This window comes from Yoonia sp. SS1-5 (genome assembly GCF_038443705.2).
Classification (GTDB): domain Bacteria; phylum Pseudomonadota; class Alphaproteobacteria; order Rhodobacterales; family Rhodobacteraceae; genus Yoonia; species Yoonia rhodophyticola.
The window spans coordinates 243,565-263,583 of record NZ_CP151767.2; the positions used below are offsets into that span (position 1 = coordinate 243,565).

At 58.1% G+C, this 20,019-nt stretch carries 20 protein-coding genes; 11 read left to right on the forward strand and 9 right to left on the reverse strand.

What is annotated here, in order from left to right; genetic code table 11:
* Window positions 1–40 precede the first annotated feature (40 nt).
* The 3 genes from AABB31_RS02705 (at window position 41) to lpdA (ending at window position 3,501) form a co-directional block, all read left to right on the forward strand.
* Window positions 41–1,315 (forward strand): MFS transporter, encoded by a 1,275-nt coding sequence (locus tag AABB31_RS02705; protein WP_373635394.1) that lies wholly within the window; start codon window positions 41–43, stop codon window positions 1,313–1,315.
* A gap of 106 nt (window positions 1,316–1,421) precedes the next feature.
* Window positions 1,422–2,003 (forward strand): DUF924 family protein, encoded by a 582-nt coding sequence (locus AABB31_RS02710; RefSeq protein ID WP_342075955.1) that lies wholly within the window; start codon window positions 1,422–1,424, stop codon window positions 2,001–2,003.
* Window positions 2,004–2,106: 103 nt separating this feature from the next.
* Window positions 2,107–3,501, forward strand: a complete 1,395-nt coding sequence (gene lpdA / locus AABB31_RS02715; protein ID WP_342075954.1) for a dihydrolipoyl dehydrogenase — start codon at window positions 2,107–2,109, stop codon at window positions 3,499–3,501.
* Between the two features lie 53 nt (window positions 3,502–3,554).
* Here the strand turns inward: lpdA and AABB31_RS02720 are convergent, their stop codons facing one another.
* On the reverse strand, window positions 3,555–4,079 hold the full coding sequence (locus tag AABB31_RS02720; RefSeq protein ID WP_342075953.1) for a hypothetical protein: 525 nt from the start codon (window positions 4,077–4,079) through the stop codon (window positions 3,555–3,557).
* A 273-nt stretch (window positions 4,080–4,352) separates the two neighbouring features.
* Here AABB31_RS02720 and uvrA point away from each other — a divergent pair, with 273 nt between their 5' ends.
* The 3 genes from uvrA (at window position 4,353) to AABB31_RS02735 (ending at window position 8,706) form a co-directional block, all read left to right on the forward strand.
* Window positions 4,353–7,211 carry an excinuclease ABC subunit UvrA gene (gene uvrA / locus AABB31_RS02725; RefSeq protein ID WP_342075952.1) on the forward strand — a complete coding sequence of 953 codons (2,859 nt, stop codon included), beginning with the start codon at window positions 4,353–4,355 and terminating at the stop codon, window positions 7,209–7,211.
* 103 nt (window positions 7,212–7,314) lie between these two features.
* The gene (locus tag AABB31_RS02730; RefSeq protein WP_342075951.1) at window positions 7,315–8,004 is read left to right on the forward strand and encodes a GIN domain-containing protein; all 690 of its coding nucleotides are present in this window, start codon (window positions 7,315–7,317) and stop codon (window positions 8,002–8,004) included.
* Window positions 8,005–8,085: 81 nt separating this feature from the next.
* Window positions 8,086–8,706: a GIN domain-containing protein gene (locus AABB31_RS02735; RefSeq protein ID WP_342075950.1), complete on the forward strand. Its 621-nt coding sequence runs from the start codon at window positions 8,086–8,088 to the stop codon at window positions 8,704–8,706.
* On the opposite strand, the gene mmsB is transcribed toward AABB31_RS02735, so the two are convergent.
* The 3 genes from mmsB to AABB31_RS02750 are packed head-to-tail and all read right to left on the reverse strand — an operon-like array spanning window position 8,703 to window position 11,777.
* Window positions 8,703–9,569, reverse strand: a complete 867-nt coding sequence (mmsB, locus tag AABB31_RS02740; protein ID WP_342075949.1) for a 3-hydroxyisobutyrate dehydrogenase — start codon at window positions 9,567–9,569, stop codon at window positions 8,703–8,705. The two genes, AABB31_RS02735 and mmsB, sit on opposite strands and share 4 nt — an antisense overlap.
* A complete protein-coding gene (locus AABB31_RS02745) occupies window positions 9,566–10,603 on the reverse strand; it encodes an enoyl-CoA hydratase/isomerase family protein (protein WP_373635396.1) in 1,038 nt (345 codons plus the stop codon). The genes mmsB and AABB31_RS02745 overlap by 4 nt, the downstream gene beginning before the upstream one ends.
* 37 nt (window positions 10,604–10,640) lie before the next feature.
* A complete protein-coding gene (locus AABB31_RS02750; protein ID WP_342075947.1) occupies window positions 10,641–11,777 on the reverse strand; it encodes an acyl-CoA dehydrogenase family protein in 1,137 nt (378 codons plus the stop codon).
* Window positions 11,778–11,911: 134 nt separating this feature from the next.
* On the opposite strand from AABB31_RS02750, the gene AABB31_RS02755 reads away from it, so the two are divergent.
* Window positions 11,912–12,766 (forward strand): hypothetical protein, encoded by an 855-nt coding sequence (locus tag AABB31_RS02755; RefSeq protein ID WP_342075946.1) that lies wholly within the window; start codon window positions 11,912–11,914, stop codon window positions 12,764–12,766.
* Between the two features lie 97 nt (window positions 12,767–12,863).
* On the opposite strand, the gene AABB31_RS02760 is transcribed toward AABB31_RS02755, so the two are convergent.
* The gene (locus tag AABB31_RS02760) at window positions 12,864–14,363 is read right to left on the reverse strand and encodes a CoA-acylating methylmalonate-semialdehyde dehydrogenase (protein ID WP_373635397.1); all 1,500 of its coding nucleotides are present in this window, start codon (window positions 14,361–14,363) and stop codon (window positions 12,864–12,866) included.
* Between the two features lie 115 nt (window positions 14,364–14,478).
* Between AABB31_RS02760 and AABB31_RS02765 the strand changes: the two genes are divergently transcribed.
* From AABB31_RS02765 to AABB31_RS02780, 4 genes are all read left to right on the forward strand, one after another.
* On the forward strand, window positions 14,479–15,363 hold the full coding sequence (locus tag AABB31_RS02765; RefSeq protein ID WP_342078905.1) for a LysR family transcriptional regulator: 885 nt from the start codon (window positions 14,479–14,481) through the stop codon (window positions 15,361–15,363).
* A 37-nt stretch (window positions 15,364–15,400) separates the two neighbouring features.
* Window positions 15,401–15,835, forward strand: a complete 435-nt coding sequence (locus AABB31_RS02770) for a CBS domain-containing protein (RefSeq protein ID WP_342075945.1) — start codon at window positions 15,401–15,403, stop codon at window positions 15,833–15,835.
* Between the two features lie 64 nt (window positions 15,836–15,899).
* Window positions 15,900–16,394, forward strand: coding sequence for a pantetheine-phosphate adenylyltransferase (gene coaD, locus AABB31_RS02775; protein ID WP_342075944.1), 495 nt, complete (start codon window positions 15,900–15,902; stop codon window positions 16,392–16,394).
* Window positions 16,391–17,164, forward strand: coding sequence for a prolyl oligopeptidase family serine peptidase (locus AABB31_RS02780; protein ID WP_342075943.1), 774 nt, complete (start codon window positions 16,391–16,393; stop codon window positions 17,162–17,164). The genes coaD and AABB31_RS02780 overlap by 4 nt, the downstream gene beginning before the upstream one ends.
* Before the next feature lie 49 nt (window positions 17,165–17,213).
* On the opposite strand, the gene AABB31_RS02785 is transcribed toward AABB31_RS02780, so the two are convergent.
* The 4 genes from AABB31_RS02785 to gap (AABB31_RS02800) all read right to left on the reverse strand — a co-directional run bounded on the left by AABB31_RS02785 (window position 17,214) and on the right by gap (AABB31_RS02800) (window position 19,934).
* Window positions 17,214–17,372 carry a hypothetical protein gene (locus AABB31_RS02785; RefSeq protein WP_342075942.1) on the reverse strand — a complete coding sequence of 53 codons (159 nt, stop codon included), beginning with the start codon at window positions 17,370–17,372 and terminating at the stop codon, window positions 17,214–17,216.
* 243 nt (window positions 17,373–17,615) lie between these two features.
* Window positions 17,616–18,617 carry a type I glyceraldehyde-3-phosphate dehydrogenase gene (gap, locus tag AABB31_RS02790; RefSeq protein ID WP_342075941.1) on the reverse strand — a complete coding sequence of 334 codons (1,002 nt, stop codon included), beginning with the start codon at window positions 18,615–18,617 and terminating at the stop codon, window positions 17,616–17,618.
* A 79-nt stretch (window positions 18,618–18,696) separates the two neighbouring features.
* On the reverse strand, window positions 18,697–18,840 hold the full coding sequence (locus AABB31_RS02795; RefSeq protein ID WP_342075940.1) for a hypothetical protein: 144 nt from the start codon (window positions 18,838–18,840) through the stop codon (window positions 18,697–18,699).
* Between the two features lie 92 nt (window positions 18,841–18,932).
* A complete protein-coding gene (gap, locus tag AABB31_RS02800) occupies window positions 18,933–19,934 on the reverse strand; it encodes a type I glyceraldehyde-3-phosphate dehydrogenase (protein ID WP_342075939.1) in 1,002 nt (333 codons plus the stop codon).
* Between the last annotated feature and the right edge of the window lie 85 nt (window positions 19,935–20,019).

Sequence of the window (20,019 nt, forward strand, 5' to 3'; positions counted from 1 at the left end):
CGTGACATAGGCGGCGTGAGATAGCGGGAAAGGCTGCGTGATGTTTCAGGTATTTACGGGCTCTTGGGCGCTGTTTCTGGGCATGTTCATGCTCATGATCGGCAATGGGCTGCAAGGCACGTTGCTGGGCTTGCGCGGGGATCAGGAAGGGTTCAGTACCCTGTCGCTTTCCATCGTCATGTCGGCGTATTTTCTTGGGTTTCTGTTCAGCTCGCGTTATACGCCCGAGCTGATCCGCCGGGTTGGGCATGTGCGTGTCTTTGCGGCTCTTGGATCAATGATTTCTGCTGTGCTGATCCTTTATCCGGTTCTGGTCGAACCCTGGGCCTGGACCATCGGGCGGGTCCTGATCGGGTTCTGCTTTTGCGGGGTCTACATCACCGCCGAAAGCTGGCTGAACGATGCCGCAAGCAATGAGACGCGCGGCAAGGCGCTGTCCCTTTACATGATCGTGCAGATGGCCGGCATCGTCTGCGCGCAATTTATCCTGAGCCGTGGTGACGTGTCGGGCTATGCCCTGTTCATTATCCCGTCGGTGCTGGTGTCGCTGGCCTTTGCGCCGATCCTGCTGTCGATCCGGCCGATGCCTGCCTTCGAGACGACCAAGCCGATGACGATCCGGCAGGTGATCAAAACATCGCCCCTGGCCTGTTTTGGCATGTTCATGCTGGGCGGTGTCTTTGCGGCACAGTTCGGCATGTCGGCTGTCTATGGTAACCGGGTGGGGCTGACCGTCGGGCAGATCACGTTCTTTGTATCGGCGATCTATATCGCGGCGTTGATCCTGCAATATCCCATCGGGTGGCTGTCGGACCGGATGGACCGGCGGCGGCTGATCATCTGGGTGTCCCTGATCGGCGGGCTGGGGTCGTTGATTGCGTTTCTGCTTCCGGGATATTTCGTTCTGATCGTGATTAGCGGGGCGCTTGTGGGTGGCACGTCGAACCCGCTCTATGCGCTTTTGATCGCCTATATGAATGACTACCTGGCCAAGGAGGACATGGCCGCAGCCTCGGGTGGGTTGCTGTTCATCAATGGTCTGGGCGCGATCATGGGGCCGTTGATTGTGGGGTGGATGATGGATGCGATTGGCGCCAACGGGTTCTGGTTGTTTACCGCTGCATTGATGATGGGCGTCGGGATCTACGGGCTGTACCGGTCTGTCCGGCGCAGCCGCCTGGATTGGGAGGGCGAAACCGTGCCCTATGCGCCAGTATCCGCCGCATCGACACAGATCGTGGCCGAGGTCGCACAGGAATACTATATCGACGCCGAGGAAGAGATTGTTGCAGATGCGACAGATCAACCCGCGTGACAGATCGAAAGATCATGTGATCGGGGTCAGGGGTTCCTGACTTGCCTGTCTGTGTCTTCTCTGTTTCGGTAAGCGAGGGGAGCATTGACAGGCATGGAGTGGTGCAATGGTAAGTAGCGAAGACGTTCTGGCATTCTGGCTAGATGAATGTACGCCCGCCGATTGGTACAAGTCCGACCCGGATTTTGATGCCCACATCCGGGACAGGTTCCTGACCACATGGGAAGAGGCGACACAGGGATCATTGGGTCTGTGGCTCACATTTCCCTCCGGGACGCTGGCCTATATTATTTTGACCGATCAGTTTCCGCGCAACATGTTCCGGGACGATGCAAAGGCCTTTGCAACCGATCCCTGCGCGCTTGCGGCGGCAAAAATGGCCATCGACCGGAATTGGGACATGAAGATCGACGAACCCGCGCGGCAGTTCTTTTACCTTCCATTGATGCATTCAGAGAATCTCAGCGATCAGGATCGGGCCGTGCGTCTGATCCATACCCGCATGCCGCAAGACGGCGACAGCAATCAGCAGCATGCATGTGCCCACCGCGCGGTCATCCGGGATTTCGGACGCTTCCCTTATCGCAATGCCGCCCTCGGTCGCAAAACAACCACGCAGGAACAGGCGTTTCTGGATGCGGGCGGCTATGGCACCGCGATCCGCGCGATCCAGCAGGCGGCCGAATAATCTGCCTTGCATTTCCTGCGGGGCGGCTATGACTGTGCTGCTCTAGAGGTTCCGACAAGAATAGTTTAGCGTTGAACCAAATTTTGATTTGGAGGACCAGCGCATGGCTGCGAAGAGCTTTGACTTGATCGTGATTGGGGCCGGACCGGGGGGCTATGTCGCCGCGATACGCGGCGCCCAGCTTGGCATGAATGTCGCCATTGTCGAACGTGAACATATGGGCGGGATCTGCCTGAACTGGGGATGTATCCCGACCAAGGCGATGTTGCGTTCGTCCGAAGTGTTCCACCTGATGCATCGCGCCAAGGAGTTCGGCCTGAAGGCCGACGGCGTCGGCTATGATCTTGATGCGGTTGTCAAAAGGTCCCGGCAGGTTGCCGGGCAGCTATCGGGCGGCATTGGTCACCTGATGAAAAAGAACAAGGTCACTGTCTTCATGGGCGAGGCTACGATCCCCGCAAAAGGCAAGGTCAGCGTGAAAGGCGAGAAGGGCAGCGAAGAGCTGACAGCCAAAAACATCGTGCTGGCCACTGGTGCCCGCGCCCGCGAATTGCCGGGGCTTGAGGCTGATGGCGATCTGGTCTGGACATATAAGCACGCGCTGACCCCCAAGCGGATGCCCAAAAAGCTGCTTGTCATTGGGTCCGGCGCCATTGGGATCGAATTTGCGAGTTTCTACAACACGCTCGGCGCTGACACGACGGTGGTCGAGGTGATGGACCGCGTCTTGCCTGTTGAGGATGCCGAGATTTCGGCCTTTGCCAAAAAGCAATTCACCAAACAGGGCATGAAGATCATGGAAAAATCCATGGTCAAGAAACTGGACCGCGCCAAGGGCAAGGTGACCGCCCATATCGAAACCGGCGGCAAGGTCGAAAAGATGGATTTCGACACCGTCATCAGCGCCGTTGGCATTGTCGGCAATGTCGAAAATCTGGGGCTGGAAGCACTGGGCGTTAAGATTGACCGCACCCATGTTGTCACCGATGAATTCTGCCGGACCGGCGTTGACGGCCTTTACGCCATTGGCGATATCGCCGGTGCGCCCTGGCTGGCCCATAAGGCAAGCCACGAGGGGGTCATGGTTGCCGAGCTGATGGCGGGCAAGCACGCCCATCCGGTCAAGCCCGAAAGCATCGCGGGTTGCACCTATTGCCATCCGCAGGTCGCATCCGTCGGGTATACGGAGGCCAAGGCGAAAGAGCTTGGATATGATGTGAAAGTTGGCCGCTTCCCCTTCATCGGCAACGGCAAGGCCATCGCCTTGGGTGAACCCGAGGGCATGATCAAGACCGTGTTTGACGCAAAAACCGGCGAGCTTCTGGGCGCGCATATGGTTGGTGCTGAAGTGACCGAGTTGATCCAGGGCTATGTTGTGGGCCGCCAGTTAGAGACTACAGAAGAAGACCTGATGAATACCGTCTTCCCGCACCCGACATTGTCAGAAATGATGCATGAAAGCGTGTTGGATGCCTATGGGCGCGTGATCCACATGTAGGGTTCCAAACGGCGCCGAATGATGATTAAAACCCCGCCCGCACAGGGTGGGGTTTAGTTTTTGGGGTCATATTGGGGGTCAGACAATCTGGCCGTGAACCCGATATTCTGAAAGTCGATTTCCCCATTGGATCCGGTCAGGAAGGCCGTCACCACCCGGGTGTTCATCGGCGATTTCAGCGGAATGGTCTGCGCCTTGATCCCCGGCCTGGTTCCAAGATCGGGGACCAGCGCATGTGTGCCAAGTTTTTCGCCTGCAGCGTCGAAAAACGTGAACAGCACAGCGTCAACATCATAGTCTTCGGATGTATAGTTCCAGAAATGCAGGGCGGTGATGTCGTATGAAACCCCAAGGTCAAACACCAGTTCCAGCCCGCCGCCCGGTTCCGTGGTCGTGTGCCAGATATGCGTCTGCTGGTTGTGGAATTCCTCAGCGTCTGCGGATGGGGCGTCGATCACCTTGTCAATTGTCGCGCCACCGTCAAATGTGTTGTTGTAGGAGCCTTGCGACGTGGCCAAGCCGACCTCGACATTGATGTTGGCGATATTTAAGTAAATCTCATCGCTCTGGGCGGCCACGGCAGAGGCGCTGCCAAACAAGTGGGCGAATAAAAGCAGGCACTTATAAACCATTCGACGCATGACCCAACCTGTTGGTGATTCAAATCCATGTGCGGTATTGGTAATATCATACACGATTTATTACCACGAGATTGTAACTAAATGCCTTGATCGGCGATAACTTTCCAGTGTGCGAAAATTTCCTTTCCATGTTCTTTAAATGTTCTCTAGACTTGCTGGCGGATGGCGAAAGCCCGTCTATGTTCCCACCTATCTGACAAGGGGTGCCTGATGGCCGAGCTGAAAAATATCGAAGTTCGTGGTGCGCGCGAACATAATCTCAAAAATATCGACGTGGATATTCCGCGTGATCAGCTGGTTGTCATCACCGGCCTGTCCGGGTCGGGCAAGTCCTCGCTCGCCTTTGATACGATCTATGCCGAGGGTCAGCGCCGCTATGTCGAATCCCTGTCGGCCTATGCCCGTCAGTTTTTGGACATGATGGAAAAGCCGGATGTGGATCACATTTCCGGTCTGTCGCCAGCGATTTCGATTGAGCAGAAAACCACGTCGAAGAACCCCCGTTCGACGGTGGGGACCATCACCGAGATTTATGACTATCTGCGTTTGTTGTTTGCCCGTGCGGGGACGCCGTTTTCCCCAGCCACCGGACTGCCGATTGAGGCGCAGCAGGTGCAGGATATGGTCGACCGCGTCATGGCGATGGAGGAGGGGACCCGCGGCTATCTGCTCGCCCCGATTATCCGCGACCGCAAGGGCGAGTACCGCAAGGAGTTCCTTGAACTGCGCAAGCAGGGCTTTCAGCGTGTGAAAGTGGATGGGGCGTTCTACGAACTCGATGAGCCGCCCACCCTGGATAAGAAATTTCGCCATGACATTGACGTGGTTGTTGACCGGATTGTCGTGAAGGAAGGGTTAGAGACCCGTCTGGCCGATAGTTTCCGGACGGCGTTGGATCTGGCTGACGGTATCGCCGTGCTCGAGACGGCCCCGAAAGAGGGTGACCCGGAACGGATTACCTTTTCCGAGAATTTCGCCTGTCCGGTGTCTGGCTTTACGATCCCCGAGATCGAGCCGCGCCTGTTTTCGTTCAACGCCCCTTTTGGGGCCTGTCCGTCTTGCGACGGTTTGGGCGTAGAGCTGTTCTTTGACGAGGCGCTGGTTGTCCCCGACGTGACATTGAAGATCGCTGATGGGGCGCTGGCACCGTGGCGCAAGGGGAAATCGCCCTACTTCCTGCAAACGATTGAGGCGATTGCCAAGCACTATGGCTTTAACAAGAACGCCCGCTGGAAGGATCTTGATCCGAAGGTGCAAGAGGTGTTTCTGCGCGGGTCCGGCAAGGAAGAGATCAAGTTCCGCTATGACGAAGGTGGCCGCGTTTATCAGGTGGAACGTGCGTTTGAGGGTGTGATCCCGAATATGGAACGCCGCTATCGCGAGACCGACAGCAATTGGATCCGCGAAGAGTTTGAAAACTACCAGAACAACCGCAATTGCGGAACCTGTGGTGGCTATCGTCTGCGCGAGGAAGCCTTGGCTGTAAAAATCGGCGGGTTGCATGTGGGCCAGGTGGTCCAGATGTCGATCAAGGAAGCCTATGACTGGTGTCAGGCTGTTCCTGAGGCGCTAAGCAAGCAGAAGAATGAGATCGCGCACGCCATCCTGAAAGAGATCCGTGAGCGGCTTGGGTTCCTGAATAATGTCGGTCTTGAGTATCTGACCCTGTCCCGCAATTCGGGCACTTTGTCGGGCGGCGAAAGCCAGCGGATCAGGTTGGCCAGCCAGATCGGGTCTGGCCTGCAAGGCGTGCTCTATGTGCTGGATGAGCCGTCGATTGGCCTGCACCAACGCGACAATGATCGGCTGCTGACAACGCTGAAAAACCTGCGCGATCAAGGCAATACAGTCATCGTGGTTGAGCATGATGAAGAGGCCATTCGCGAAGCCGATTATGTCTTCGATATCGGACCGGGGGCCGGTGTGCATGGTGGGCAGGTTGTGGCCAAAGGCACCCCGCAAGAGATCATGGCCGCCGAAGGGTCGATCACGGGCGAGTATCTTGTCGGCACCCGCGAGATTGAAGTCCCCACCAAACGCCGCAAGGGCAAAGGCAAGAAGCTGACCGTGGTCAAGGCCACGGGGAACAATCTGCAGAATGTAACGGCCGATTTCCCGTTGCAGAAATTCGTCTGTGTGACGGGCGTATCCGGCGGGGGCAAATCGACCCTGACGATTGAAACGCTGTTCAAGAACGCCTCGATGAAGCTGAATGGCGCGCGCCAGACGCCTGGGCCGTGTGAGACGATCAAAGGGTTCGAACATCTCGACAAGGTGATTGACATCGACCAGCGGCCTATTGGCCGGACCCCCCGATCCAACCCCGCGACCTACACGGGTGCCTTTACCCCCATCCGCGACTGGTTTGCAGGCATGCCAGAGGCCAAGGCGCGGGGGTATAAGCCGGGCCGTTTTTCCTTTAACGTCAAGGGTGGGCGTTGCGAGGCGTGTCAGGGTGACGGTGTCATCAAGATCGAAATGCATTTTCTGCCGGACGTCTATGTCACCTGCGAAACCTGCAAGGGTGCGCGGTATAATCGCGAAACACTGGAGATCAAGTTCAAGGGCAAGTCCATCGCGGATGTCCTTGATATGACTGTGGAAGATGCGCAGACCTTCTTTAGCGCCGTGCCATCCATCCGCGAGAAAATGGATGCGCTGATGCGGGTGGGTCTTGGCTATATCAAGGTTGGTCAGCAGGCCACGACCCTGTCAGGGGGCGAAGCGCAGCGGGTGAAACTGTCCAAGGAACTGGCCAAGCGATCAACCGGACGCACGTTGTATATTCTGGATGAACCGACGACCGGTCTGCATTTCGAAGACGTGCGCAAGCTGTTGGAAGTGCTGCATGAATTGGTGGATCAAGGCAATTCTGTCATCGTGATCGAGCATAATCTGGACGTGGTGAAAACGGCCGATCATATTATTGATATTGGCCCCGAGGGTGGTGATGGCGGTGGTCAGATCGTGGCCACAGGCACACCGGAAAAGGTGGCCGAGGTCGCAGAAAGCCATACTGGCCGCTATTTGAAGACGATGCTTGGCGCCCGTAAGGTTGCGGCGGAATAGCGCGGTTTTGGCAACATCAATGGCTGCGCGTGACCTTGTGGTGGCCCGGCCTCACGCCGCGTGCTAGTGCAGGCATTGCTGACTGCAAATAAGGAATGGATTGATGAAGCTTTCGCCGCTGGTGGTGATTGGATTGCTGGGGGCGACAAGCCTTGCAGCCCAAGAGGAAACCCTTGCATTTGAAGGGTTCCGCACGCTGACTGTCAGTGACGGGCTGCGCGCCCGCGTCGAAATTGGCGATACGTTTTCGGTCAAGACCCGTGGCATTCCTGATGACCGCTATGCTTGGAATATCACGCAAGAGGGTGCGGATCTGCGGGTTGGTCTTGATTTCACCTCTGACGGGTCGTTGATTGATATGAGCGATCGGTTCCGCATCGCGATCACCATGCCGCAGCTTGATCAGGTGGCCGCGCAAACCGGCGCGCATCTCGATATCATTGCCGAAGAACTTGATGGCATCACGGTTGAAGCGATGACGGGCGCGGGCGTCTGGCTGCGCAACGTGGAACTGGGCGATGTCAGCCTGTCTGCCAGCACCGGTGCCTCGGTCGAGCTGACGGGGGAATGCGCCGCCCTTGCGCTGACTGCGACGGATGGCGGTTTTGTGGATGCGGATGATCTGGAATGTCTGACAGTGGTCGCCGAGGCCCGCAATGGCGGATCGCTGCGTTATCATGCAGAAGAAACCGCAAGCGTGATTGCCACGGGCGGCGCCCGCGTCGTCGGCATGGGTGATGGCAAGATGCAGGATGCGCTGGTTTCCGGCGGCAGCAGTTTTTCTGTCCGTTAGGCTGATGCCGCGCGTGTGAATTGAACCCGGCGCGCGCTTTCGCTAGTCACACCACATGGAAACGTGACAAAGGCAACCGATATGACGAGAACCGCCGTAGCTTTGGCGATTGGTCTTGCGATGGCGGGGCAGGCCGCCCTGTCGCAGGAGGCAGCGCTTGACGTCGGACCCTTCCGCGCGCTTGAGGTGCAGGAAGACGTGCTGCTTGACGTCAGTATCGGCCCTATCCAGACCATCAACGCGACCCCGATCAAGGGCGATCTTGCCCAATTACGGACCCGCGAGTTTCTGCCATGGGTGGTCTTTGATCGCGACACCCGTTGGTTCATCTTTCCGCAATGGCGCGAAGACATCTTTCAGGTGTCGGTCGAGACGCCAGTGTTGAATGGGCTGAAGGCCTTTGACGGCGCGCAGGCCCGTTTTTCCGGCGATGCGGATCAGCGGCTGTGGATCGAAGCGGGTGCAGGCGGCGGCGTCGCGCTGGACGATGTTGTCGTGCATGAACTGACCCTTGTGGCCCGCGCGGGCGGGACGATCACGGCCCAAGGCCGCTGTGCCATGCTGACGATCCGGAACGAGGGCCTGTCAGTGGATGCCAGCGAACTGACCTGTGACAGTGTGGTGGTCAACGGGGACCCAGCGCATGTGACACTGGCTCCGGGAACGATTGTCGTCGATGCGCATCCGGATCCTGCCAGCTAGCTGTGCCTGCGGCTTTCGAACCGGGGCAGCATGGCCGAGAAATCCTTGCCTGCCCCATCCTCATCCTCGACGAATTGCGCGTATAGCGCGGTTGCGGCCTTGCCCATCGGGGTGTCCGCATCTGCTGCCATCGCTGCAACCTGGCTAAGCCGCAAATCCTTGAGCATCAGTTCCGACGCAAAACCGGGTTGGTAGCCGTTATCAGCCGGGCTTTGCGGCCCGATCCCCGGGGCGGGGCAATAGGCGTTCATCGTCCAGGAATATCCAGACGAGGTGCTGACCACGTCAAACATGGCCTGCCGGTCCAGCCCAAGCTTGTCTGCCAGCACAAAGGCCTCGCATGTGGCGATCATGGTCACCCCAAGGATCATGTTGTTGCAGATTTTTGCGGCCTGCCCGTTGCCGGACGGGCCGCAATGCACGGCCTTCTGGCCCATGATGTCAAAGAGTGGCTGCACGATCTCAAAGGCCTGCTCTGATCCGCCCGCCATGAAGGTCAAGGTCCCGTTGGTCGCCCCGCCGATGCCGCCCGAAACCGGCGCATCCACCGCCAGCAGCCCGGCTGATGCCGCCTGATCGGCCACCGCCCGGGCCGCGTCGACATCAACAGTCGAGCAATCCAGATGGACAGCACCTGCTTTCATCGCGGGATGGATCTGGGCTGCGACCGCGCGCAGGATATCCCCATTTGGCAGCATGGTGATGACGACATCTGCCCCATCGGCCACGGCGGCTGCATCTGCGGCCAGCGTCAGACCTGCAGGTTGCGCAACCGTGTCGAACCCTGTCACCTCATGCGATTTCGCCAGATTGGCGGCCATCGGCGCACCCATATTGCCAAGCCCGATAAACCCGATTTTCATGATTGATCCTCCCATTGCAGCGCATCCTCGCCCAGCGGGGCGGTCATGTGCAAGATATCTGCCTGCGGTACCTGTCGCGGGTCGCTGTGGCGCCAGGACGGGTTGCGATCCCGGTCGATGATGGCCGCCCGAATACCTTCGACAAAATCACCCTGCGCCCCGCAGCGAAAAGTATAGCGAAATTCGTGGTCCAGCGCCGTGCGAATATCCGGCGACTGCCGGACGGCAGTGATGATATCAAGCGCCACATGCAGCGCCAGCGGCGCATTGCGGGCCATGGCGTCAGCTGCTTTGGTCAATATCGGAGCGTCGGATTTTGCCAGATGCGTCAGGATTTGACCGATCTCAGCCTGCCCAAACGCCGCATCTATGTCGGGTTGTGCTGCCGCCAAACGGCTTTCCGGCGCCAATGTCTTGGGGATCGCGCTGATATCGCCGGTTTTTGCCAGCTCTGCCTGAAGCTCGGGCCATATCTCTTCTGGCAGGTAGTGATCCGCAAAGCCTGCAAAAATTGCGTCACCTGCTGTCATGCGCGCGCCTGTCAGTCCCAGATAGGTCCCGCAAAAGCCCGGCGCACCCGCAAGCAAAAGCGAACCACCCACATCAGGGACCAATCCGATAGAGCATTCAGGCATTGCGATCTGGCTGCTGTCACAGACGATCCGGTGACTGCCATGACAGCCCACGCCCACGCCGCCGCCCATGGTAAAGCCCTGCAGGAATGTGACGACGGGCTTATTGTATTCGGCGATCTTGGCGTTCAGCCGATATTCGTCCCGCCAGAACCGCTGCCCATAGGCGTAGTCACCGTTGCGGGCGGTCGCATACATTTCGGCAATATCGCCGCCGGAACAGAAAGCCCGATCACCGGCACCGTCGATCATCACCACTGCGACCTCCGGATCGTCCCGCCACGCGTCAAGGCAGGCCTCAATCGCGAGGCACATGTCCCAGCTGAGCGCGTTCAGCGCTTTGGGTCGGTTCAGGGTGATATGGCCCGCGCGCCCGGTCTTGCGGCTGATCAGATCGGTCATGAGGTCGGGTTCTGCCTTGTCAGGCCCGGCTGGCGGGTCATTGTAGCAGGTGCCGCGCGGTGATCAGCCGCATGATTTCATTTGTCCCTTCAAGGATCTGATGCACCCGCAAGTCGCGCACGATCTTTTCGATCCCGTAATCGCCCAGATAACCATAGCCACCGTGCAATTGCAGGCAGCCATCAGCAACCTGACTGCCCACTTCGGTGACCTGCTTTTTTGCCATGGCGCAGAATGCGCTGGCATCGGGGGCGTTGGTGTCCAGTTTCCACGCGGCCTGCCGCAGGAATGTACGCGCCGATTGCAGGTTGATTTCCATATCCGCCAGCCGGAACTGCAACCCCTGAAACTGGTCGATGGGTTTTCCGAAAGCCTTGCGTTCCTTCATATAGGCCAGCGTCTGGTCCAGCGCCGCCTGGGCTGCGCCCAATGAACAGGCGGCGATGTTCAATCGCCCCCCGTCCAGCCCGGCCATCGCATATTTGAAACCGTCCCCTTCGCGGCCAAGCAGATTGTCGCGCGGCGTGGGGCAGTCATCCATCTGCACCTGTCGCGTCGGCTGGGCACGCCAGCCCATCTTGTCTTCCAGCCCGCCGAAGCTCAGCCCCTCTGCGCCGTCCTCAACGACGACGGCGGTGATGCCTGCGGCGCCATTTTCGCCAGTGCGGGCCATGACGACATAGGCGTCCGAATAGCCGCCCCCCGATATGAACGCCTTGGTTCCGGTCAGGCGATATCCGTCGCCGTCCGGACTGGCCCGCGTCTTCAACGCCGCGGCGTCAGACCCTGAGCCCGGTTCCGTCAGGCAATAGGACAGCACCGTCTGCATGCTGAGGACATCGGGCATCATCCGCGATTTCAACGCATCCGTCGCATAGAGGTCGAGCATCTTGGCGCACATGTTGTGGATCGACAGGAAGGCGGCAACCGACGCGCAGGATTGCGACAATGCCTCGAATATCAGTGTGCCGTCCAAGCGTGACAGGCCCGTCCCGCCGACCTCTTCTGATACGTATATGCCGCCAAAACCCAGCTCGGCCAATTGCGGCCACAGCGCCTTGGGAATTGTTCCCTCGGCCTCCCATTCGCGCGCGAAGGGCGCGATATGTTCCTGGCCAAAGGCCTGTGCCATGTCAAAGATGGCGTTTTGTTCTTCGGTCAGTGCAAAGTCCATTTTGCCGCTCGCTCTAATAATTGAACACTTGTTCATATAATGCGTGACCGAGGCAAGGTTTGGCAAGAGGCAGTTATTATCAATTCCTTATTATTCTGTGTGGATAACAATGATGTCTGCAAAAGGAATCGCCTTTGTCACGGGAAATGATCGGTGTTCTTGTCATCCATGGCGTTGGCGGGCAGGGGGCGATGCCGCCACAAGCCACTGATAAGCTGACGTTTTCCCGGAACATGTCGCGCCGCGTCCGTCAGAAGATCGGCGCGGACGCCACGCGGATTTCCTGGCGCGAGGTGTTTTGGTCGGACATTCTGCAATGCCGTCAGCAGGCCTATATGGACAGTATCCGCGAGAAAACCAGCGCCGATGCGGCCCGCGCATTCATGATGGCAGCCTTGTCTGACGCGGCCGCCTACCGCAAAACCGCCGATGGTTCTGCCGCAATCTACGAGCAGATTCACGCCCGTGTCGAAATGGCCGTGCGTGATCTGGAGCGGGATATCGGCCCCGATGGTCAGATCCTGATCCTGGCGCATTCGCTGGGGGGGCATATCATATCAAACCACATTTACGATCTGCAGCGGTTTGCGGGCCGGTCAGGGCGGGGCAGGTTCGGCTCGCCCTTGCAGAATATGCGCACGGTTGCCGGACTGATGACATTCGGGTGCAACATCCCGATTTTCCTGTTTGGCCACAGGGCCGAAGATGTCAGACCCATCGGCTATCCCGGTGAGGATCTGCCCGAAGAGCGTCAGATCGTCACGTGGTGGCAGAATTTTTATGATAAGCAGGATATCCTGGCCTATCCGATTGGGCCTGTCGCACCGAGTTATGCTAAGATGGTTTCAGATCGGCATCTGCGTGACGTACCAATCAATCTTGGGGTGCCGGCAAAGTCAGGCTGGGACCCACTGTCGCATGGACGCTATTGGGAGGATGCGGAACTTATTGCGCCAGTTGTGCATTACCTAAGTAAGATGATGGTCTAGTCCCAGACCATCAGCTGGTCGCGCCTTGGCGCGGCATCGTCGGAGGGCGCAATTGCGCGTCCTCCGACAATCCATGCATATCCTTGTCAGATGCGCCTTATTCCATGACGGGGATCGAGAATTCCCCGCCCTCCTTGATCCCGGATGGCCAGCGGGATGTGATCGTCTTGGTGCGTGTATAGAACTTGAACGCATCCGGCCCATGTTGGTTCAGGTCCCCAAAGACCGATTTTTTCCAGCCCCCAAAGGTGTGATAGGCCAGCGGTACCGGGATCGGCACATTGATCCCGACCATGCCGATATTCACGCGGGCGGCGAAGTCACGGGCCGCGTCGCCATCACGGGTAAAGATTGCCGTGCCGTTGCCATATTCATGATCCATCGCAAGGCCCAGGGCCTCTTCATAGCTTTGCGCCCGGACGGTGGACAAAACAGGACCGAAGATTTCCTTTTTGTAGATGTCCATATCCTTGGTGACGTTGTCAAAAAGATGCGCACCGACAAAAAAGCCGTCTTCATATCCCTGCAGGTTGAAATTCCGACCATCAACAACAAGCTTGGCGCCTTGGTCGATCCCGCTTTGGACCAGTTTGCCGATATTTTCCTTGGCCGCAGCCGTGACAACCGGCCCGTAATCGACGTCATTGCCCGAGGTATATGGGCCGACCTTCAACGCCTCGACCCGTGGGACAAGCTTTGCCAGCAGCCGGTCGGCGGTATCATCGCCTACAGGCACAGCCACAGAAATCGCCATGCAGCGTTCGCCAGCAGCACCGTAGCCTGCACCAACCAATGCGTCGGCCGCCTGATCCATGTCGGCATCGGGCATGATGATCATGTGGTTTTTGGCCCCGCCAAAACACTGCACCCGTTTGCCCTGCGCACAACCGCGCCCGTAGATATATTCCGCAATCGGCGTGGACCCGACAAAGCCAACAGACTGGATGACGTCGTGATCCAGAATAGCGTCCACCGCTTCCTTGTCGCCGTTGACGACCTGCAGAATGCCCTTGGGCAGGCCAGCTTCTTCCAGAAGTTCGGCCAGCATAAGCGGCACCGACGGGTCGCGTTCTGACGGTTTGAGGATGAACGCATTGCCGCAAACGATGGCCGGCGCAAACATCCACATCGGGATCATGGCTGGAAAGTTAAACGGGGTAATGCCGGCGCTGACACCCAATGGCTGTTTCATCGAATACATGTCGATGCCAGGACCGGCCCCGTCGGTGAATTCACCCTTCAGCAGTTGCGGCGCCCCGATGCAATATTCCACCACTTCCAGACCACGGATCACATCGCCCTTTGCGTCGGGAAGCGTTTTGCCGTGTTCGCGCGAAAGCGCCTCGGCCAGTTTGTCCATGTCGCGGTGCAGCAGACTGACGAAACTCATCATGACGCGGGCGCGGCGTTGCGGGTTTGTCGCGGCCCATTCTGGCTGCGCCTTGGCGGCGATTTCGACGGCTTGTGCGAGTTCTGCGGCATTTGCCAACGGCACTTTAGCCTGCACTTCGCCGGTGGCCGGATTGTATACATCGGCAAAGCGCCCGGATTGGCCTTTGACATGCGCACCGTTGATGTAATGGGTCAGTTCTTGCATGGAGTCCCCCCTTTTGGTTGCGCGCAGTATAGGCTTGCATTTTTGGCGGTAAAAGCGGCAATAACTCAAAATCATTTTGCAAAAATGTAAGGATACTGGCGTGAACTGGGATGATATGCGTGTGTTTCTGGCGGTTGCGCGCGCCGAGAGCCTGACTGGCGCAGCCCCCGTTTTGCGGATGGATCCGGCCACGCTGGCCCGGCGGATTGGCCGGCTTGAGCGGACGCTGGGGGCCAGTCTGTTTGTGAAATCCCCGCAGGGTTATGCGCTGACCGATCTGGGCGAGCGGATGCGCGACCGCGCGGCTGATGCCGAAACGCAATTCAATCGTGCCATTGATGAAGGGCAGGGCGCGTCCGAGGCTTTGACCGGGCAAATCCGTATTGGCGCCCCGGATGGCGCCGCCAATTTTATTCTGCCCAAGGTCTGCGTAGCCATACAAGCCGCCAACCCAAAGCTGGAGGTGCAAATTCTGGCCCTGCCACGGGTGGTCAACCTGTCCCGACGCGAGGCGGATATGGCCGTGATGGTCAGTCAGCCCGTGGCTGGACGGCTGAGCGTGCAGAAAATCACTGATTATCAACTGCATCTGGCAACCCGAAGAGATGCGCCGCCAATCCGCAATCGCGACGATCTGCGCGGGCGCCCGATTGTGGGCTACATTCCGGATATGATCTTTGACAAGGAACTTGATTATCTGGGTGATCTGGCCGCCGGCGGCGTGAACCTTGCCTCGAATTCGGTTGCTGTGCAGTTGCAGATGCTGCGTCACGGAGGGGTCGGGGTTGTCCATGATTTCGTGATGCCATCAGCGCCCGAATTGCATCAGGTGCTGCGCGATGTGTTCTCGCTCCGCCGGTCATTCTATCTGGTCCGGCACAGTTCCGACCGGCATTCCGACCGGCTTACCCGGTTTTCGACCGCACTGATGCAGGGCATGCAGGCAGAGGTTGCCCGGTTGGAACAACGCGCACGCTTGACAGGCAGCACTGTCATTTGACACGCTGAGGTCATGTCATCGGTAAGGAGGCTACCACATGATCGTATCGCAAATTCTGAAATCAAAACCGGATGGTGGCGTGATTTCTGTAAAACCCACCGATCATGTGAACGATGCCGTCAAGCTATTGTCCGAAAAGCGGATCGGGACTGTTGTGGTATCGCAGGATGGTCGATCTTTGGATGGGATCCTGTCCGAACGCGATATCGTGCGCGAAATGGGCAAACGCGGTATCGGTTGTTTGAGCGAGCCGGTCAGCGACATGATGACCGCCAAGCTTGTCACATGTTCGCCGACAGATAGTGCCGACGCGGTGCTTGAAATGATGACAAATGGCCGGTTCCGCCATCTGCCCGTGATGGACGGCGAAGGCATGATTGGCCTGATTTCCATTGGTGATGTGGTCAAGGCCCGTCTGGCCGAACTTTCGATGGAAAAGGATGCCCTGCAGGGCATGATCATGGGTCACTAGCACCTCGGCTTGCCAAGCCGACGGATTTGTTGTTGCTTGTGCGGCGAATGAAAAGGGGGGCGTGATGCGCGTTGGACTTTACCCGGGCACATTTGACCCCGTCACACTTGGCCATATTGATATCATCCGGCGTGCCGCATCGCTTGTGGACAGGCTTGTCATCGGTGTTGCGATCAATCGTGACAAGGGGCCGCTGTTCTCGCTTGAGGAACGTGTCGCGATGATCGAGGCAGAATCGGCCCCGCTGGCCGCCGCCACAAATTGCGAGATCGTCGCGCATCCATTCGAGAATCTGTTGATTGATTGCGCCCGCGACGTGGATGCGACCGTGATTATTCGCGGCCTGCGTGCGGTGGCGGATTTTGAATATGAATATCAAATGGTTGGTATGAACCGGGTGCTGGATGACAGTATCGAAACCGTGTTTTTGATGGCCGAGGCGCAGCATCAGGCCATTGCCTCGAAACTGGTCAAGGAGATCGCCCGCCTTGGCGGTGACGTTGCCCAATTCGTCACCCCAGCGGTCAATGCCGCGTTGCGCGACCGATTTGGCGCTTGAACTGGCTCTGGGCTGTGGGCGGTCTGTATCTTCTTTATGCAGCCGCGATGGTGCTTGCGCATCCCAAGCTGATCTACCCGTTTGGGCCAGACGTTTTTGATGCCCCCGGCTGGACGCAGGCGCAGGTCACCGACCGCGCCGTGTCGATTGCCCAATGGGACGGGACAGATGACGTGGCCGTCCTGTTTTTCATGGGCAATGGCGGGGCGCTGGCCTATTTCACCTACACGCTGAATGCGCATGTTGATGCGGGCCGTACCGTTGTGGCGATGGAATATCCGGGCGGCGGCGGCATACCGGGCAAACCGTCCGAGGCCGGGCTGAAGGCTGATGCGCTTGCGACCTATGATTGGTTAGCCAGCCAGCATGATGGGCCGATTGTGGTGCATGGCTATTCGATGGGGACAGGCATCGCGCAGCACGTCGCGGCCGAACGCGCCGTGTTCGCCATTATTCTGGACGCCCCATTTGTCAAAATGTGCGAACTGATGACCAAGGCCGCATGGCTGCCCGCCTGTTACATGCCAGGCGTGCAAAAGTGGAATTCTGCGGCCCTTGTTCCGCAGCTGAACGCACCCGTGCTGTTGCAGCATGGCAGTGCGGATCAGTTGATCCCGCTCCGTCAGGGCGCGCGGCTTGCCGCATTGATGCAGGCAGAAGGTCTGGATGTCGATTTTCACGCTGTGCCGGGTGCCACCCATAGCAATTTGGCCGGGCAGCCGGGATACCGTGATCGGATAGATCGGTTTCTGTCGGATGTCCTGAAATAGGAAAGCCGCCCCAATGGAGCGGCTGGTTTTCAGCTTATCCTACAGCCGTTTAGCCGTAGATGGCCTTGCTGGCCGTGATGGCCGCATCTTCGCGGAAAAGTCCCAGATCAATGGCTGTTTGCTGGGGCATATCGCGCAGCTGTCGCTTGAGGCGCGTGTAAGCCACGCGTTTCTGGACGGCGGTACGAACTGTGTTCAAGACGGTCATTTGCGTGCTCCTTACTTGGTCATCGCGTTTCGGTATACACAAAATCTAGCCATGCTGCGTCGCGGCACAAGTCGCGTATTTGTGCTGCCGGTTATGCTGCAGATGCATAGCGGGCCGGGATTGTACCCGCCGCTGCACATCTTTCAGGCAAAGCCCCCACAAAAGAACGCCGCCCTGCATGGCAGGACGGCGTTATGTGAATTGCGCCGCTGGAGACGGGGTTTAATGCCCCGGCGGGCTTGATTAGATCAGCTTGCCCATCGCGATGGCAGTGTCGGCCATCCGGTTGGAGAAACCCCATTCATTGTCATACCAGGTCAGAATGCGCACCATATTGCCATCCAGAACCTTGGTCTGATCGAGATGGAAGATCGACGAATGCGGATCGTGGTTGAAATCAGAGCTGACCATCGGCAGGTCCGTATAGCCCAGAATACCCTTCAGCGGGCCATCGGCGGCGGCGATGATCGCATTGTTCACCTCTTCAACGGTGGTCGCTTTTGTGGCCTCGAATGTCAGATCGACAACGGACACATTTGGCGTCGGAACCCGGATTGCAACGCCGTCCAGCTTGCCGTTCAGTTCCGGAAGCACCAGACCAACCGCCTTGGCGGCACCGGTGGAGGTTGGGATCATCGACAGCGCCGCAGCACGTGCGCGGTACAGATCCTTATGCATCGTATCCAGCGTTGGCTGGTCGCCGGTATAGCTGTGGATCGTGGTCATGAACCCTTTGGTAATCCCCATCGCGTCGTTAAGGACCTTGGCGACAGGCGACAGGCAGTTTGTGGTGCAGGACGCGTTGGACACGACCAGATCGTCGCTGGTCAGAACGTCATGGTTCACACCGTAAACAATTGTTTTATCGGCATCTTTTCCGGGTGCAGAGATCAGCACCCGGGATGCGCCATTGTCCAGATGCGCCTGGCAGGCTTCCTTGTTTGTAAAGATACCGGTGCATTCCAGGACCACATCGACATCCGCCCATGGCAGCTCGGCCGGGTTGCGGATGGCTGTGACTTGCATCGGGCCACGCCCCACGTCAATTGTGGTGTCCGTCGTGGTCACGGTCGCGGGAAAGCGCCCATGCACACTGTCGAACCGCAACAAATGCGCGTTGGTCTCAACCGGTCCCAGATCGTTGATGGCGATCACCTCGATATCGGTGCGCCCACTTTCGATGATGGCCCGCAAAACATTGCGGCCAATCCGCCCAAATCCGTTGATTGCTACTTTGACGGCCATTGCCTGTCCTCCTGTGCATTCATGTTGGCGCTAACATTGCGATTTGCGCGGAAAGGTCAAGGCGATGTTGCGCCGCGCGCTAGCGCCAGAATGCAATATATTGTGTCAGATCTATCAAGTGCCGCATCACAAACTGCGGCACATCCCAATGGAGCACAAACTGATCCAACATCAAGCCAGCAATGATCAGGATCCCAAGGGAAAGCGCGATAGTATTGGTCATGATGCGGGTCTAGCCCTCTGCACGGCGATTGGCAAAGCCCGTTTAGGCCTAAGGCAGAACTGTTAAGGCTTGTTTGCCGTCAGGGCAGGGACCTAGTGAACCCGGCCCATCGTCGCCGCCACATCGGCCATGCGCGCCGAAAAGCCCCATTCGTTGTCGTACCACGCCAGAACGCGCACGGTTTTGCCGCCGACAACCTTGGTCTGTTCGGGCGCGAAAATACAGCTTTGTGTGGTATGGTTGAAGTCAATGCTGACCTTGGCCTCGGCATCATAGGCCATGACCATGCCCATATACCCCGAAGCGGCCTCGTTCACGATGGCGTTGATGTCATCCACTGTCACGGATTTACCGGCCTCGAAGGTCAGGTCGACAGCACTGACATTGGGGGTAGGGACCCGGATTGCGGTGCCGTCGAGCTTGCCGCTGAGTTCCGGCAGCACCTCGCCCAGGGCCTTGGCCGCCCCTGTGGATGTGGGGATCATTGCCATCGCGGCAGCGCGCGCGCGGTATAGATCACTGTGCCGCCGGTCCAGCGTTGGCTGGTCGCCAGTATAGCTGTGAATGGTTGTCATGATCCCGCGTTCGATACCCACGGCGTCGTTCAGCACCTTGGCCAGTGGTGCCAGGCAATTCGTGGTGCAGGACCCGTTGGACACCATCCGGTCGCTGCCCGTCAGGTTGCGGTGGTTGACCCCGTAGACAATGGTCTGGTCTACGTTCTTGGCAGGCGCAGAGATCAGGACCTTGCGCGCGCCGCGATCCAGATGAACGCTGGATTTGGTGCCATCATTGAATTTGCCCGTGCATTCCAGCACCACATCAACCCCGTCCCAATCCAGCGTGGATGGATCATAAGTTGACATCACATCAATGGGGCCACGTCCCAGATCAAGGGTATTGTCCTTGATCGTGACCGGGTTGCCGAACCGGCCGTGGATACTGTCATATTTCAGCAGATGAGCGTTTGTCTCAATCGGGCCGGTTGCGTTGATCTTGACGACTTGCACGTCATTGCGGGCGGCTTCGGTGATATGGGCAAGGGTGCAGCGCCCGATGCGGCCAAAGCCATTGATGCCGATGGTGACTGTCATACTCTTTACCCTCATACCTGCTTTGGGTGCAGGTATAGGCGTGTGGTTGATACGCTGCCAACCGCCAAAACCTTGTAAAGACAAT

Bases quoted from the DNA above. Each gene is read 5' to 3' on its own strand.
- lpdA (WP_342075954.1), top strand. From the start codon at position 2,107: ATGGCTGCGAAGAGCTTTGACTTGATCGTGATTGGGGCCGGACCGGGG.
- AABB31_RS02760 (WP_373635397.1), bottom strand. From the start codon at position 14,363: ATGCAAGAACTGACCCATTACATCAACGGTGCGCATGTCAAAGGCCAA.
- AABB31_RS02710 (WP_342075955.1), top strand. From the start codon at position 1,422: ATGGTAAGTAGCGAAGACGTTCTGGCATTCTGGCTAGATGAATGTACG.
- gap (WP_342075941.1), bottom strand. From the start codon at position 18,617: ATGGCCGTCAAAGTAGCAATCAACGGATTTGGGCGGATTGGCCGCAAT.
- uvrA (WP_342075952.1), top strand. From the start codon at position 4,353: ATGGCCGAGCTGAAAAATATCGAAGTTCGTGGTGCGCGCGAACATAAT.
- AABB31_RS02705 (WP_373635394.1), top strand. From the start codon at position 41: ATGTTTCAGGTATTTACGGGCTCTTGGGCGCTGTTTCTGGGCATGTTC.
- AABB31_RS02770 (WP_342075945.1), top strand. From the start codon at position 15,401: ATGATCGTATCGCAAATTCTGAAATCAAAACCGGATGGTGGCGTGATT.
- mmsB (WP_342075949.1), bottom strand. From the start codon at position 9,569: ATGAAAATCGGGTTTATCGGGCTTGGCAATATGGGTGCGCCGATGGCC.
- gap (WP_342075939.1), bottom strand. From the start codon at position 19,934: ATGACAGTCACCATCGGCATCAATGGCTTTGGCCGCATCGGGCGCTGC.
- AABB31_RS02735 (WP_342075950.1), top strand. From the start codon at position 8,086: ATGACGAGAACCGCCGTAGCTTTGGCGATTGGTCTTGCGATGGCGGGG.
- coaD (WP_342075944.1), top strand. From the start codon at position 15,900: ATGCGCGTTGGACTTTACCCGGGCACATTTGACCCCGTCACACTTGGC.
- AABB31_RS02765 (WP_342078905.1), top strand. From the start codon at position 14,479: ATGCGTGTGTTTCTGGCGGTTGCGCGCGCCGAGAGCCTGACTGGCGCA.
- AABB31_RS02745 (WP_373635396.1), bottom strand. From the start codon at position 10,603: ATGACCGATCTGATCAGCCGCAAGACCGGGCGCGCGGGCCATATCACC.
- AABB31_RS02730 (WP_342075951.1), top strand. From the start codon at position 7,315: ATGAAGCTTTCGCCGCTGGTGGTGATTGGATTGCTGGGGGCGACAAGC.
- AABB31_RS02795 (WP_342075940.1), bottom strand. From the start codon at position 18,840: ATGACCAATACTATCGCGCTTTCCCTTGGGATCCTGATCATTGCTGGC.
- AABB31_RS02785 (WP_342075942.1), bottom strand. From the start codon at position 17,372: ATGACCGTCTTGAACACAGTTCGTACCGCCGTCCAGAAACGCGTGGCT.
- AABB31_RS02750 (WP_342075947.1), bottom strand. From the start codon at position 11,777: ATGGACTTTGCACTGACCGAAGAACAAAACGCCATCTTTGACATGGCA.